This window comes from Agrobacterium sp. K11, assembly GCF_059429395.1.
The window spans coordinates 266,565-280,916 of record NZ_JCAHRB010000011.1; the positions used below are offsets into that span (position 1 = coordinate 266,565).

General features: G+C 55.7%; 13 protein-coding genes. 6 read left to right on the plus strand and 7 right to left on the minus strand.

The genetic code is table 11. From position 1 onward, the window contains the following. Positions 1-126: 126 nt before the first annotated feature. Together mgrA and AC5SEO_RS21150 are read right to left on the minus strand one after the other, a co-directional pair. Positions 127-1,158 carry an L-glyceraldehyde 3-phosphate reductase gene (gene mgrA / locus AC5SEO_RS21145; protein ID WP_003515285.1) on the minus strand — a complete coding sequence of 344 codons (1,032 nt, stop codon included), beginning with the start codon at positions 1,156-1,158 and terminating at the stop codon, positions 127-129. Between the two features lie 123 nt (positions 1,159-1,281). After that, complete coding sequence (locus tag AC5SEO_RS21150; RefSeq protein ID WP_174068361.1) at positions 1,282-3,747, minus strand: beta-mannosidase; 2,466 nt, start codon at positions 3,745-3,747, stop codon at positions 1,282-1,284. 499 nt (positions 3,748-4,246) lie between these two features. Here AC5SEO_RS21150 and AC5SEO_RS21155 point away from each other — a divergent pair, with 499 nt between their 5' ends. After that, positions 4,247-5,299 (plus strand): LacI family transcriptional regulator, encoded by a 1,053-nt coding sequence (locus AC5SEO_RS21155; protein ID WP_013636164.1) that lies wholly within the window; start codon positions 4,247-4,249, stop codon positions 5,297-5,299. 21 nt (positions 5,300-5,320) lie between these two features. On the opposite strand, the gene znuA is transcribed toward AC5SEO_RS21155, so the two are convergent. Continuing rightward, positions 5,321-6,307 carry a zinc ABC transporter substrate-binding protein ZnuA gene (znuA, locus tag AC5SEO_RS21160; RefSeq protein ID WP_495364012.1) on the minus strand — a complete coding sequence of 329 codons (987 nt, stop codon included), beginning with the start codon at positions 6,305-6,307 and terminating at the stop codon, positions 5,321-5,323. A 104-nt stretch (positions 6,308-6,411) separates the two neighbouring features. Between znuA and znuC the strand changes: the two genes are divergently transcribed. The 3 genes from znuC to zur are packed head-to-tail and all read left to right on the plus strand — an operon-like array spanning position 6,412 to position 8,541. Beyond that, positions 6,412-7,329, plus strand: a complete 918-nt coding sequence (znuC, locus tag AC5SEO_RS21165) for a zinc ABC transporter ATP-binding protein ZnuC (protein ID WP_174068360.1) — start codon at positions 6,412-6,414, stop codon at positions 7,327-7,329. Further along, on the plus strand, positions 7,322-8,140 hold the full coding sequence (gene znuB / locus AC5SEO_RS21170) for a zinc ABC transporter permease subunit ZnuB (RefSeq protein WP_174068359.1): 819 nt from the start codon (positions 7,322-7,324) through the stop codon (positions 8,138-8,140). The genes znuC and znuB overlap by 8 nt, the downstream gene beginning before the upstream one ends. Continuing rightward, complete coding sequence (gene zur, locus AC5SEO_RS21175) at positions 8,137-8,541, plus strand: zinc uptake transcriptional repressor Zur (protein ID WP_025593459.1); 405 nt, start codon at positions 8,137-8,139, stop codon at positions 8,539-8,541. The genes znuB and zur overlap by 4 nt, the downstream gene beginning before the upstream one ends. A 39-nt stretch (positions 8,542-8,580) precedes the next feature. Here zur and AC5SEO_RS21180 read toward each other — a convergent pair whose 3' ends face one another. The 4 genes from AC5SEO_RS21180 to AC5SEO_RS21195 all read right to left on the minus strand — a co-directional run bounded on the left by AC5SEO_RS21180 (position 8,581) and on the right by AC5SEO_RS21195 (position 12,310). After that, complete coding sequence (locus tag AC5SEO_RS21180) at positions 8,581-9,114, minus strand: gamma carbonic anhydrase family protein (protein ID WP_013636159.1); 534 nt, start codon at positions 9,112-9,114, stop codon at positions 8,581-8,583. Positions 9,115-9,151: 37 nt separating this feature from the next. Beyond that, a complete protein-coding gene (locus AC5SEO_RS21185; RefSeq protein ID WP_112674356.1) occupies positions 9,152-9,841 on the minus strand; it encodes a fumarylacetoacetate hydrolase family protein in 690 nt (229 codons plus the stop codon). 347 nt (positions 9,842-10,188) lie between these two features. Then, positions 10,189-10,683 carry a YciE/YciF ferroxidase family protein gene (locus AC5SEO_RS21190; protein WP_003515270.1) on the minus strand — a complete coding sequence of 165 codons (495 nt, stop codon included), beginning with the start codon at positions 10,681-10,683 and terminating at the stop codon, positions 10,189-10,191. A gap of 370 nt (positions 10,684-11,053) precedes the next feature. Beyond that, positions 11,054-12,310 carry a TylF/MycF/NovP-related O-methyltransferase gene (locus AC5SEO_RS21195; RefSeq protein ID WP_236771213.1) on the minus strand — a complete coding sequence of 419 codons (1,257 nt, stop codon included), beginning with the start codon at positions 12,308-12,310 and terminating at the stop codon, positions 11,054-11,056. A 765-nt stretch (positions 12,311-13,075) separates the two neighbouring features. Here AC5SEO_RS21195 and AC5SEO_RS21200 point away from each other — a divergent pair. Continuing rightward, positions 13,076-13,594, plus strand: a complete 519-nt coding sequence (locus AC5SEO_RS21200; RefSeq protein WP_174068358.1) for an MltR family transcriptional regulator — start codon at positions 13,076-13,078, stop codon at positions 13,592-13,594. Between the two features lie 43 nt (positions 13,595-13,637). Further along, on the plus strand, positions 13,638-14,255 hold the full coding sequence (locus tag AC5SEO_RS21205; protein ID WP_495364013.1) for a hypothetical protein: 618 nt from the start codon (positions 13,638-13,640) through the stop codon (positions 14,253-14,255). Positions 14,256-14,352 lie beyond the last annotated feature (97 nt).

A 14,352-nucleotide genomic window follows, 5' to 3' on the forward strand; every position in this document is an offset into this window, starting at 1 on the left:
AAAATTACATTTATGTAATGGTTGTTAATGGTTAGACGGGGACGTTAATCTTTCTGTTGGAGATTTCAGTCCAGTTTTTGCGTCGATCAGGCTGCCCGTTGTAAACCGGGCAGCCTGTTTCAAGTATTAGACGCGTTCAGCGGATTTTGCCCAGAGGTTGATATCCGCGTCTTTCGCGTAACCGTCGATTTCCGCAAGCTCCTCTGTGGAGAAGTCGGCATTGTCGAGTGCCTTAACGCAATCCTCGACCTGTTCGACACGGCTCGCACCGATGAGCGCCGACGTGATGCGACCACCGCGCAGCACCCAGGCGATTGCCATCTGCGCGAGTGTTTGGCCACGCCGCTCGGCAATGCGATTGAGCGCGCGGATGTTTTCGACATTGCGCTCGTTGAGGAAGGCGGGGTTGAGTGACTTGCTCTGCGATGCACGGCTGCCATCAGGCACGCCACCCAGATATTTCGTCGTCAGCATGCCCTGCGCCAGCGGCGAAAAGACGATGGAGCCAATGCCAAGATCTTCCAGCGTATCGACCAGACCGTCTTCCTCGATCCAGCGATTGATCATGGAGTAGCTCGGCTGGTGGATGATGCAGGGCGTGCCGAGATCTTTCAGGATCGCGGCGGCCTCACGGGTGCGTTTCGAGTTGTATGACGAGATGCCGACATAGAGCGCCTTGCCCGAGCGCACGATCTGGTCCAGTGCGCCGCAGGTTTCCTCAAGCGGCGTGTTGGGATCGAAACGGTGGGAGTAGAAGATATCAACGTAGTCCAGCCCCATGCGCTTCAGGCTCTGGTCGCAGGACGATATCAGATATTTGCGGCTGCCCCATTCGCCGTAAGGACCGGGCCACATGTTGTAGCCCGCCTTGGACGAGATGACCATTTCATCGCGGTAGCCTCTAAAATCCGTCTTCAGGATTTCGCCGAAGGCAGTTTCGGCGCTGCCGGGTGGTGGGCCGTAATTATTGGCCAGATCGAAATGGGTAATGCCGAGGTCAAAGGCGCGGCGGCAAATGGCCTGTTTGGTCTGGTGCGGTGTGTCGTTGCCGAAATTGTGCCACAGCCCGAGCGAGATCGCCGGCAGCTTCATGCCAGTCTTTCCGCAATGATTGTATTTCATGGATGTATATCGGTTTTCGGCCGGTTGCCAAACCATGGGTCTTCCTCCACTTGCTGATGAATGGTTGCCGGAGAAGCCGGCAAACCTTTGAAAGATGAGGGCAGGCGCAACGTTGCCTGCCGTTCCGCTAAGGATGGTTAAGCCTTTCGCCGCGTGGTTTCAATGCGAGGATTGGCAGGTATAAAGATCGAAGATACGGAACTGCGGCTGCCCGCTGCCCGCCTTCGGGGTGAAGATGATCCGGCGTGTTTCGCCCGCTGCGAGATCGAACAGATTGTCGGAATAACGCCCGGGCTGATCGGCCTCCAGCATGACGAAGAGGGCAAGACCTGCTGCGGTGACATCGATTTCGAGCTGGCCGTTTTTCAATGTGCCGGTGGAGAACGTCAGTCCAGAGGGCTGTAGCTCCAGAGACTTGTAGGTGTCGCGCACATGATGGCCTTCGCCTGTCATGCCGTTGGATGCTATGAAGTTCCAGGCAAGAATGGAACCATCAGGCAGGCTGTCCATGTCGATTTCGGTCAGCGTCGCCGCCTTGTCCGTACCGCACGTGCCGTTGGCAGATTTCAGCGGCACGCGGTTACCCTCCATGGTGAGGGCGACAATATTCATGTCGATCTCGACATCTTCCGCCGTGTCGTTGACCATGGAGAAACTTAACCGGCGCCCGTCTTCCGAGGGAATGGCGGAAACCGAGACCGGTTGGAAGAACCGGCGGGCAGCATAGTGCAGCGCCTTCCAGCCGCCGCCGTAGTCCAGGCTCGACCATGAGGCAACCGGCCAGGTGTCGTTGAGCTGCCAGTAGAGCGTTCCCATGCAATGGGGTTTCAGCGAGCGCCAGTAGTCGACCGCGGTTCGGATGGCCAGCGCCTGCTGCACCTGGCTCAGATACACGAAATTTTCGAAATCCTTCGGAAAGCGGAAATAGCGGAACATGGTGCCAGCGATGCGCTCATTGCCGCCGACATTCTTCTGGTGCAGTTCGATCACCGGGGAGGCGATGTTCATGTCTTTCTCTTCCGCATAGGTGCGGATGACAGGCATGGAGGTGTAGGACTGAAAACCGAATTCGGAGCAGAAGCGTGGCTTGACCGAGCGGTAATTGTCGAACGATTTGTTTTCGTGCCAGACGGACCAGTAATGCATGTCGCCGGAACCATCCGCATGCCAGGCATCACCATAATCGAGGTAGCCTGAAGCCGGGCTGGAGGGCCACCAGAGTGCTTCGGGGGCGGCTTTTTTCAGCGCCTTTTCGATGGTGCGGTTGAGGCGGTCGTAAGCCACGAGATAACGGTCGCGGTTGTTGCGGGGCTCCTCGAACCAGGTGAGGGCACCCACCAATTCGTTGTCGCCGCACCAGAGCGCGATGGACGGATGGGAGGACAGGCGTTTTACCTGATAGTCGACCTCGTGTTCGACATTGTCGAGAAAGTCTTCGCTGCAGGGGTAAAGATTGCAGGCGAACATGAAATCCTGCCAGACCAGAAGACCGAGACGGTCACAGAGATCGTAGAACCAGTCTTCCTCGTAAAATCCGCCGCCCCAGACGCGGATCATGTTCATATTGGCCTCGACGGCCGAACATAGAAGGTCTTCGGTTTTTTCGCGGCTGGTCAGCGAATAAAGCGCATCGGATGGAATCCAGTTCGCGCCACGGCAGAAGATTTCCCGACCGTTGATGCGGAAGGCAAATCGGCTACCGGCCTCATCCTTGTCCGTCAGAAGTTCAATGGTCCTGAAGCCGATCCTGCGAGTGACGGTTTCATCCGGTAACTCCACCGTCAGCGTGTAGAGCGTCTGTTCGCCGCTGCCCGCCGGCCACCAGAGCGCGGGATCTTCCACGAAGAAGACGTGGCGCACCACCGTCTCACCCGCACCCACGCCGCAATCAAGCCGCAGCCTTTCATCGTTGAGGGAAAGATAGAGCGGAAGGCTCGCCGGACCTTCGGCAAACAGCGTGATTGCCACATGCAGCTCGACGCCGCCCTCGACATGATGTTGTGAGGTGACGACGTGTTCGACCCGTGCCGTATCGAGGCGCTTCAGCAGGATTTTGCCGTAAAGGCCGAGCGGAGCAATCGCGATATTCCAGTCCCAGCCGAAATGGCACTGTGGCTTGCGCAACATGTTGCCGTTGGCAATCGGCGAGTTGCCCTCATGATAGGGAATGTAAAAAGGTTGTCGCGCCTGCCGTTCCGCCCCCGCTGCGATGTTGGAGTGGAAATGGATACGAATGGTGTTTTCACCGGGCCGCACGGCGCGAGACACATCGGGACGGTAACGTCGGAAGCAATTGTCCGAACTCAAGACCGGGACATCGTTGACGAAGACGATCGCGACGGTATCGAGATAATCGATATCGAGATACCAGCTGGCATCGGCGTCATCGAGGATGAAGGTCCGCTCTATGATCCAGTCCCGATGCGCGACCCATTGCACCGCATTTTCATTGGCACCGTGATAGGGGTCTGGAATGATGCCCGCGTTTTTGAGTGCGCTGTGAACGTCTCCCGGCACGGTAAGGTCGGTCGTGTAGTCTCCTTCCACCGAGGTCAGGCGCCAGAGCCCGGCCAGATCGATGACGGTTTCGCGCGTGGAGGAAGAAATCATGATGGGACCCTGCATGGACGAATTCAAATAAGATAAGCTGGCCATTATGACGCAGGCTTGTGTCGGAATCTGGGGAAGATGCATGCCCGCCAGCCAGCCGTTATCCAGCTCGCTCAGCTCGGCAATCTCCTCCCTCCGGCAACGTTACCGTAAAACAATCGTTCCGTCATGCCTTCGGAGTGAAACTTCATGCGCGAAAAATGCCCGTTGGTACTATTGGAAAACCACGGGCACGGATGCCTTGATATCTATTGACTTTTATTTATTAATATCAATTAATTATTGATACTATTTAATCTAGTTTATTGGCATTGTTTCTCTCTCGAGCGGAAGTTTCGAGAGCGCGTAAGGTCGGTAATCCGGGATAAGTCTGTTCGATATTTTTCACGACCTACATCGTTATAGCCAAAGGCCCGAAGACCGGATCGGGTGCGACGGCGACCGGCGACGTTTGCCTTTGCAAGAAACAAAAAGCTATCTATGATTATTGTTCTGCAAAGCGTGGCGAAATAACATGAACGATACTGGTAATTCCGGCAGGGACGAAGCGAAGGCGACAACGGGCGAGCGCCCGACCTTGAAGACCATCGCCTACATGACGGGTCTTGGCATCACCACCGTGTCACGCGCGCTGAAGGATGCGCCTGACATCGGCGCGGAAACCAAGGAGCGCGTGCGGCTGATTGCCCAGCAGATCGGTTACCAGCCGAACCGAGCTGGTGTGCGCCTTCGCACCGGCAAGACCAATGTGATCGCGCTGGTGCTGAGCGTCGACGAGGAATTGATGGGCTTCACCAGCCAGATGGTATTCGGCATCACCGAGGTTCTTGCGACGACGCAATATCACCTCGTCGTTACCCCTCACACCCACGCCAAGGATTCCATGGTGCCGATCCGCTACATTCTCGAAACCGGTTCGGCGGACGGGGTGATCATCTCCAAAATCGAGCCGAACGATCCGCGCGTCCGTTTCATGACGGAGCGCAAAATGCCCTTCGTTACCCATGGGCGGTCCGACATGGGCATTGAGCACGCCTATCACGATTTCGATAACGAGGCTTATGCCTATGAGGCCGTGGAGCGGCTGGCGCAATGTGGGCGAAAGAGGATCGCCATCATCGTGCCGCCATCGCGGTTTGCGTTCCACGACCACGCCCGCAAGGGGTTCACCCGCGGTATCAGGGATTTCGGCGTTTCCGAATTCCCGTTGGATGCCATCACCATCGAGACGCCGCTCGACAAGATCCGCGATTTCGGCAAGCGCCTGATGCAATCAGACGATCGCCCTGACGGCATTGTCTCCATCAGCGGCAGCAGCACGATTGCGCTTGTGGCGGGGTTTGAGGCAGCCGGTGTCAGGATCGGCAAGGATATCGATATCGTGTCGAAACAATCCGCCGAATTCCTGAACTGGATCCAGCCGCAAATCCACACAGTCAACGAGGACATCAAGCTTGCGGGCAGGGAGCTTGCCAAGGCTCTGCTGGCACGCATCAACGGTGCGCCGCCAGAAACGCTGCAAAGCGTCAGCCGCCCGGTCTGGTCCTCAATGGCGCCGAAGCCTTGATAGAAGGAACGCCTGTCCGGATCAGGACAGGCAATCGTTCAGCGAGCCGGCGATGCCGCGCATCATCTTGAAGTAGAGATCAGGACCCGGTTCAAGCGTGGCCGCTTCGGGATCGAGCGTTGCAGACTTTGCCGCCGTGCCTTCGGTTATGACGGAGATCAGTTTCGGCTCGAATTGCGGTTCGGCAAAAACGCAGGTCGCGCCAAGTTGGCGAACCTTTTCCTGCATCTCCCTGACGCGATCGGCACCGGGCAGGGTTTCGGGGCTGACGGTGATCGATCCCGCCGTTTTTACGCCGTAGCGATGCTCGAAATATTGATAGGCATCGTGGAAGACGATGAAGGGTTTGTCCTTCACAGGCTTGACCGTTTCCGCAATTTCGCTGTCGAGCGCATCGAGATCGTCGATCAGTTTTTTCGTATTGGCCTGATAGGTTTCCGCGTTGCCGGCATCGGCGGCAATCAGCGCGGTTTCTATCGTCTGGGCCATGGCCTTGGCGTTGGCCGGATCGAGCCACAGATGAGTGTCGTACGCGCCGTGTTCATGGTCGCCGTCATCGTGCGCATGATCATGATCATGAGCGTCTTCGCTGTCCGAATGGCCGGCATGTTCTCCATGGGCCTCTTCGCCATCGTCATGCGCCTCGAAAGGGCCGCCTTCGCGGAAGGGAAGCTTTTCCAGCCCCTTGGCGTCTTCCAGTTCGACCACTGTTGCCTTGCTGGTCAACGCCTCCAGCGGCTTCTGCAGAAATGCCTCCAGTCCAGGCCCGACCCAGAAGACCAGATCGGCCTTTTCCAGCGTGCGGGCATTGGAAGGCCGCAGATTATAGGTATGCGGTGAGGCGGCGCCGTCGACAATGAGTTGCGGTTCGCCCACGCCACGCATGATTGCCGCGACGAGGGAATGGACAGGCTTGATCGAGACCACGACGTTTGGGGCGGCGGTGGCGCCGGAGGCGGCCGCCGCTATTGCTACCGATGCCATGAGCGGGATCACGAACGATCTCATGAAATGCACTCCACTTGAAGAAGTATAGTTATGTTATTACATTTATTGCGTAACTCTATAACGTATGCGATAGCGGTAAGCAACATCGCCGATCGGACAATCCCATGCTTCATTCCGCCCATGAGGGCAAAGAGATACTGGTGTCACTTTCCAATGCCGGCGTGCAGCGCAACGGTCGCTGGCTCGTGCGCGGCGTGGAGTTTTCCGTCAGCAAGGGTGAGATCGTCACGTTGATCGGGCCGAACGGTTCGGGCAAATCAACCAGCGCGAAAATGGCGATCGGTGTCTTGAAGCCGAGCGAGGGCGCGGTATCGCGCATTGCCGGTCTGAGGGTCGGGTATGTGCCGCAGAAACTTTCGGTCGACTGGACCATGCCGCTGTCTGTGCGCCGGTTGATGACGCTGACCGGGCCGCTTCCCGCGCGCGAAATCGACGCCGCGCTGAACGCCACCGGTATCGCGCATCTGGCAAACGCGGAGGTGCAGCATCTTTCTGGCGGAGAGTTCCAGCGGGCGCTTCTTGCCCGCGCCATTGCGCGCAAGCCCGATCTGCTGGTTCTCGATGAGCCCGTGCAGGGCGTTGATTTCTCCGGGGAGATCGCGCTTTATGATTTGATAAAAAATATCAGGAATTCAAACAATTGCGGAATTCTGTTAATCTCGCATGACCTGCATGTGGTCATGGCGGAAACCGATACCGTGATATGCCTGAACGGTCATGTCTGCTGCCGGGGAACGCCGCAGGCGGTGAGCCAGAGCCCGGAATATATGCGACTTTTCGGTGGGTCGGCCGCCAAGGCGCTTGCCGTTTACAGCCACCATCACGACCACACCCATCTGCCCGATGGCCGGGTGCAGCACGCGGATGGTTCGGTGACCGAACATTGCCACCCCGATGATGGCCATCATCATGCGCATGAGCAGCATCACGACCATAATTATGACCACGGGGACTGCGGCTGCGGCCACGAGCATGACGGACACGCCACTTCAAGCCACCAGCAGGGAGAGCGGCATGTTTGACGATTTCTTCGTTCGCGCCATGATCGCCGGCATCGGTGTTGCGCTCACCGCCGGTCCCCTTGGGTGCTTCGTTGTGTGGCGGCGCATGGCCTATTTCGGCGATACGATGGCCCATTCGGCACTGCTTGGCGTTGCGCTGTCGCTGCTGTTGCAGATCAACCTCATCGTCAGCGTCTTTCTTGTAGCCTCGGCGGTTTCGATCCTGCTGATTTTTCTGCAACGGCGGCAGGCGCTTTCCGCCGATGCACTCCTCGGCATACTCTCTCATTCGGCGCTGGCGATCGGTCTCGTCATCGTTGCCTTCATGAGCTGGGTGCGCATCGATCTCGTCTCCTTCCTGTTCGGGGATATTCTGGCCGTTACCCGCAGCGATATCGCGCTGATCTGGGGCGGCGGGCTGGTGGTGCTGGTTTCCATGGTGTTCCTGTGGCGATCTCTGCTGGCCTCCACAGTCAATACCGAGTTGGCCGAGGCCGAGGGGTTGAGCCCGGAACGCGCCAAGCTCATCTTCACGCTGTTGATGGCGCTGGTGATCGCCATCGCCATGAAGGTGGTCGGCATCATGTTGATCACATCGCTGCTCATCATACCGGCGGCGACAGCCAGACGTTTTTCTTCCACGCCTGAGGTGATGGCTGTGGTCGCATCTCTGATCGGAGCGGTTGCCGTCGTTGGCGGCCTGTTCGGATCGCTGAGTTACGACACGCCATCGGGACCGTCCATCGTGGTTGCCGCCGTGATCCTGTTCGTTATAAGCCTGTTGCCGGCACCGGGTTTTTCCCGCTCCGCAGATGAAGGAGGCAAGTCATGAATGCGCAGAACCTTACCAAAAACCAGTCGCTGGTCATGAATGCCTTGTCGAATGCGCATGCGCCTCTCAGCGCCTATGTGATCCTCGACAAGCTGCGCGATGATGGTTTTCGCGCGCCGCTGCAGGTCTACCGGGCGTTGGAAAAGCTGGTGGAATATGGTCTCGTGCACCGGCTTGAAAGTCTCAACGCCTTTGTTGCCTGCACCCATACGCAAGCCGAATGCTGCTCGCATCATCATGGCACCGTCGCCTTTGCCATTTGCGAATCCTGCGGCCAGGTGAACGAGTTCCACGATCACGAGATCGACCATCGCCTCGAGCGCTGGGTCAAGGACAGCAAGTTCAAGGCGGAAAAGACCACTATCGAAATTCGTGGTCTGTGTGCCGCCTGCGCGGGGTAACACCGTTTGGCGACAGCGGGCGTTCTTGCCCGCCATCCGTCATTCTTCGATGACTTCCAGATCCTTCGAAAAACGCTTCCAGTTTTCGATGTAATTTTCCGCCGAGCGGCGGATGCTGGCGACGGCCTCGTCATCCAGCGTTCGGACGGCACGCGCCGGCGATCCGACGATCAGGGAATTGTCGGGAAACTCCTTGCCCTCCGTCACCAGCGCATTGGCGCCGACCAGGCAGTTGCGGCCGATCTTTGCGCCGTTCAGGATCGTTGCGCCCATGCCGACGAGCGAATTGTCGCCGATGGTGCAGCCGTGGATGATGGCGTGGTGGCCGATAGTGCACATTTCGCCGATCGTGGCGGCAAAACCGAGATCGCTGTGCACCATCACGCCGTCCTGAATATTGGTGCCGCGACCGATGCTGATTGGATCATTATCGCCGCGCAGCGTCGCGCCGAACCAGATGCCGACATCCTCGGCAAGTATCACCGAGCCAATGACATTCGCATCGGGTGCGACCCAGTAGCGATCCGTGGCGGGGGTCTGCGGCACCCGATCTGCGAGGCGATAAAGCGGCATGGCGGTTCTCTCCCTTTGGATTATGCGCCGATAGCGATCAGGCGACCGTAACGGACAGGGTGCCGACACCGTCTACACCACACTCGATCCGATCGCCGCGCACGATAGGGCCGACGCCCGCGGGCGTGCCGGTCATGATGACATCGCCAGCGGCAAGCGTGAACAGCTTGGAAAGCTCGGCAATCACTTCCGGCACTTTCCAGATCATCTGCGCAAGATCGCCTGTCTGCTTGCGCTCACCATTGACATCGAGCCAGATCGCACCGGTCGACGGATGGCCGATCTTGTCTGCGGGAACGATGGCGGAGACCGGCGCGGAATATTCGAACGCTTTTGCGCCCTCCCACGAGCGTCCCATCTTCTTCAAACCATCCTGAAGGTCGCGGCGTGTCATATCGATGCCAACCGCGTAACCCCAGACGTGGCCCAGCGCATCGCTTGCCGGAATATCCGCACCGCCGCTTTTCAACACCACGACGCATTCGACTTCGTAATGCACGTTCGACGACAGCGAAGGGTAGGGGAAATCCTGACCCGCAGGCAGAAGGTTGTCCGGATTTTTCTGGAAATAAAACGGCGGTTCCCTTGAAGGATCGTGGCCCATCTCGATGGCGTGATCGGCATAATTGCGGCCGACACAATAGACCCGCCGCACGGGGAACATCTCGTTTGTGCCCTCTACAGGCAGAAGAACGGGTTCTGGAACTGGAATGACGGTGGCGGCCATGGGATTTCCTGTCGTCTTTTTTAGAACTGCAAGTCTTGTCCCGCGATTCCTGGGTGATTTCCAGTTCAAAATGACCGCAGCCGTAAAGAGGTAGTTCCGGTACAGACAAGCGCTTGCAAACGGCGAAAAAATCTTTGCCTTGGCCCACGATGATCGAATTTGCTCAGTGAAAATAGCGGCTCTTACAGGTCTCTCGATTCGGCGGTTACGAGGTGTGAAATGTAGGCTCGCGTCGAGGCTGCAGTAAGGTGGGCTCAAGATGAGACTTGAAGGAGGGGTAGGGCTCGCGTTTTAAGTGTTCAAAAAAGTAAGGTCTCCCAAATTGGGGAGACCTTCGCAAACGCGAGTTACGCAGCTTTCTTGGCGGCGGACGTCTTATTGATGGCCGTCACCGCAAGGTTAGTCAGCTTGTTGTTCGTTGCTTTCTCCTGATCGAGGATTTCGCTTAGAATTTTGTGGGCTTCATCGTGGCCGAGATCCTTCGCCCATTCGCGGAGCGAACCATAGCGGGCGATCTCGTAGTGCTCGACTGCCTGGCAGGCCGCCAAGAGGCCAGCGTCGAGCGCAGTTCCTTCTGCCTCCTCCATGAGACCTTCGGCCTCCTTGATCAAGCCCTCAATGGCGTCGCACTTTTCCCCGGAGGCTTTCTTGCCAATGGATTTAAAGACCTGGTCAAGCTTCTTGATCTGATCCCTGGTCTCTGCAAGGTGATCCTCGGCGGCCTTCTTTAGTTCGGCACTTTTGGCTGCCTTCGCGACTTTGGGCAACGCTTTCGTTATAGCGTTCTCCGCGTAGTAGACGTCCTGCAATGTGTGCTCGAAAATGTCCGCAAGTGTTTTCATGGGATTCCTCCGGTTTGTTGATTACCATTTAGACAACGCGCAGTTGCGGGCTTAGTTCCCTTCCCGTCACCACCTGGTAGCCGAAACACAAAGACAATCACATATTCGCGCCCGACCTCCTTGTTAGACGAATTCCCGGCTGGCCGACCGAACTTAATCTTCTTTTGCGGCAGGAGCAGGTGGGTACCGCCAGCGACCAGACGATCGTTCAGAGGCCGAGTTCTCCGCCCTGATATATGTGCGAGTTTGCAAGACGATCGCTCGGAAAACTCAATCGTTGATCATTGCTTGCCGGTAGCGTACCCCGTCAGAAAAGCCAGCGGCAAAAAAGACCCGAGACCTTCTCGAAATGGGGCAATGGCCAGTTTCTCTACTCAACCTCTATCTTCAATTTGTGAATCGCAAGTCCAAGTGGACGCGTATCCTCACTTGATGGCTTCAGGGAATGTGGAGATGTAAAAAACTCGGGTCTAAATTCGAAGAAAATTGTCGGGGGAGATTCATCATTCTGGTCCCTTCGCAGCAAGTGTAAAGGAATGATCAATTCCCGATCGCCACGTTTATTTTTGGATGTAAATTTCCACTCGGCAACATTGGTACCATCGACCAGAACGGCAACAGTCTGCTCTATCTGTCTGCCAAGTAATAGAGCATCGACATCAAATATTAGTCTAATGGCCGTTTCCGGTACGAATGGAATTATCAAGGACATCGTATGGCGTTCGCCCAGGCCCCAGACGCCCCAGTCTTCAACTTCCGCCCATCCGTCTTTCAAATAAGTTTTTAAAACTCGGGGGGGAACCCAGGCTCCTACCGACAAATCATGAAGTCGCTTTATTCGCCAATTGTTGAATTTATCGGAAGATGCCCGTGCCTTTCGCACTATCGCACTGCCGCCGCTGTCCGCTAATGGTATCAAGCATTCAGGCTTGTCTGAAAAGAACTCGTCAGCTGCGTTCTCGGCGCCATCCCAGTGCAAGCTCGAATAATCATGGACAACGATAAACCCACCTTCGACCATTCTTGGGTAGAAATAGTTCAGCGCACTCATCATCGGATTGTAAAGGTCGCAATCAAGATGAACGACGGAAAACGTTAGGTTGTCCGGAATTTGCGTAGCCGACTCTGGAAAATACCCTTTTACGTAGACGACATTGTCCTCGCCTACAAATTCCCGCACCTTTTCAAGACTGGTATCGGAAAACTGCAAGGGGATCGATGAATCGATGCCCTGGATATCTTTCGGATCGAAGCCTTCGAAGGTATCAAACAGATACGCCGTACGCCCCAGCGCCCTTGCGAAATTCGCCAATATATAAGATGTGTTTCCCTTATATACTCCAATTTCAGCGATATCACCCGATATATTTTCTTTTTTAATTTGATCATATATGAGGCAAAACGTGAAGAAGCGGTTCATGTCACGTTTATGATGCTCTTCATTGTGAGTAAAGCCGCTCGACAATGCTTTGGGATCGAGCTGATCCTCTATCTTTTTGTACCTGTGAAGATTTACGGAATAGCGATGTGGAACAGTTGAGTAAAAATCAGTCGGCCATGATTTTTCAAGCTCCGCCTCACGAGAACTTTGAAACAAACTTTTCAAAAATTTCGAACCAAAACTCATCCGCGCCCCACAAAAATTAATATTACGTCGATCAGAGAATACTGGTCAGGCGATTATATAATTTCTCATTTCGGAACCGAACTTCGGTCCGACTCTATGAGCCCGAAAAGTAATCTGCATTAAGAATTGGACGACGCCCGCGCTGCTTGGCGTATTGGTACGTGTTTAGTGCCGTCTACGACCACTAATGCGCGACCTTGGGAATTGTTCCCAGAACGAGCTGAGGCTCGTCACGAGCGGCAGCATCGCCCACAATTTTTGACCTAGCGGTCGCTCGCATCGGATAGCGATAAGCGATCCGAATTCAACCGTTCAAGCCCACCAGCCTCATCGATTTCGCTCTAGAGAAACCGTGTATTCTTCAGCGTTAGGGTTGTGGTCGAATTTCTTCGCCTTGTTAAAAACTACACGCTCGCCTTTTTTTCAAAGGATCTGCGCGGTATAATCAATCGAGACGTCTATTATCTTCTCGCCGTGATAGTGACCGACAATCATGAACATTGGTGCTGCTCAATGAAAAACTATCACAGAATTTTACCCTAGTAAGCGAGCGTAAATAGTTGAATTTCTATAAAAAAGCGGTGACATCAGGGTCTCGCATCTTTGCCGTGGCCCCGATGATCGACTGGACGGGTGAGAAATAAGACGTTGAAATTGCTGGATTATTTATTTTTGTAATTGCGATGGTGCAGTTCTGGTGCAGCCAACGCAAAGCGGCTGGTGCAAATGCTACCGATGGTGGATCGAAGGAAAGGATGTTGTTGAGTGGCAGATAATCGCAGAACGTTCTCTGAAACCCACCCGCACCTGATCGGCTTCTCCGATTTTCTGGACGACTTCAACAAGGAAACCGAGCGTGGTGCAGCTCTCGCTGCGGCGGCAATGCTCGACGATCAGCTCGGCAAAGTCATCGAAGCGTTCCTCATCCCGAACAAGGGCAGCCAAGCGCTACTCAGCGGGTTCAACGCGCCACTCGGATCGTTCTCTGCCCGGATCGCGGCAGCCTTCGGGCTCGGGCTGATTTCGGAAGCCGAGTATCGGGAGTATGAACTGATCCGAAAGGTGCGTAACGAGTTCGCACACCAGATCAAAGTGTCGTTTGCGACAGAAAAGGTTGTCGGTCTGTGCGCGCAGCTTCAGATGGCGATGAAGCCCTACGCGGACGTGAAGGTCAACACTCGCGGCCAGTTCACTACCGCAGCGGTTGCGCTGGTGATGAACCTAACAAACCGCCCTCACTATGTCGGGCAAAGGCGGCTTCAGGCTGTTGATTGGAAGATTTAGCCGTGAATAGATTCTTGCCATACGCTCCAATCAGGGATTGTGAATGAAAGACCTACAGGCAGCTACGGATCGCTTGTTTCGTGACTACGGCCGGCACTGCCAAGCGCCGAACGAGGACACGCTGTTCCACTTCCTGAACTCGCTGCATAGCTTTAGCGACAAACTCAAGCGTCACAGAAAAGGCGGTCTGCACGACTCTCCGAACTTCATCGGGCTGAAGGCGCTACGGAATCTTTTCCATCATGAGGCTGAACTGCTGAGCAAGATCAGTGTCGTCACCGATTTCGTGCAACCGGTCGTCGTTGAGTTGAGCCGTGTCTGCCTTGTTGACCGTTCACTTATTGAGCGGGGAGCCGCCGCTGAGGCGGCGCATGCGAAAAAGTATAAGCGCATCCCCGGAGACGTGGTGGGAGCATTCCGGTGGTACGCCCAGATCGTTGACATCGAGCCTGCCATCTTCAACGTTGCAGTCGATGCCTATGAGGCAATCAAAGAGATCGACATCGCACCGTGGTCCGACGCCTTTCAGATGTTCGAGGCGTGTTATGAGGATGAAGAAGAGAGTGGACGTGAGCATCGCGTAGCAGGCACCATCTCCTGTCACGCAGGAAACGTCAGCGAGCTTCTAAAGAAGATGCACGAAAATGCGGCGGCGGCGTGAGAAGTTAAATCCGGAGTCTCTTGGTTATCCCACTCTATGGTGCGGGCCTCTTACGAGGTGGACGGGCGCTTACACCGGTCAGCGTAACCTTTCCACG

Bases quoted from the DNA above. Each gene is read 5' to 3' on its own strand.
- mgrA (WP_003515285.1), bottom strand. From the start codon at position 1,158: ATGGTTTGGCAACCGGCCGAAAACCGATATACATCCATGAAATACAAT.
- AC5SEO_RS21150 (WP_174068361.1), bottom strand. From the start codon at position 3,747: ATGCAGGGTCCCATCATGATTTCTTCCTCCACGCGCGAAACCGTCATC.
- AC5SEO_RS21155 (WP_013636164.1), top strand. From the start codon at position 4,247: ATGAACGATACTGGTAATTCCGGCAGGGACGAAGCGAAGGCGACAACG.
- znuA (WP_495364012.1), bottom strand. From the start codon at position 6,307: ATGAGATCGTTCGTGATCCCGCTCATGGCATCGGTAGCAATAGCGGCG.
- znuC (WP_174068360.1), top strand. From the start codon at position 6,412: ATGCTTCATTCCGCCCATGAGGGCAAAGAGATACTGGTGTCACTTTCC.
- znuB (WP_174068359.1), top strand. From the start codon at position 7,322: ATGTTTGACGATTTCTTCGTTCGCGCCATGATCGCCGGCATCGGTGTT.
- zur (WP_025593459.1), top strand. From the start codon at position 8,137: ATGAATGCGCAGAACCTTACCAAAAACCAGTCGCTGGTCATGAATGCC.
- AC5SEO_RS21180 (WP_013636159.1), bottom strand. From the start codon at position 9,114: ATGCCGCTTTATCGCCTCGCAGATCGGGTGCCGCAGACCCCCGCCACG.
- AC5SEO_RS21185 (WP_112674356.1), bottom strand. From the start codon at position 9,841: ATGGCCGCCACCGTCATTCCAGTTCCAGAACCCGTTCTTCTGCCTGTA.
- AC5SEO_RS21190 (WP_003515270.1), bottom strand. From the start codon at position 10,683: ATGAAAACACTTGCGGACATTTTCGAGCACACATTGCAGGACGTCTAC.
- AC5SEO_RS21195 (WP_236771213.1), bottom strand. From the start codon at position 12,310: ATGAGTTTTGGTTCGAAATTTTTGAAAAGTTTGTTTCAAAGTTCTCGT.
- AC5SEO_RS21205 (WP_495364013.1), top strand. From the start codon at position 13,638: ATGAAAGACCTACAGGCAGCTACGGATCGCTTGTTTCGTGACTACGGC.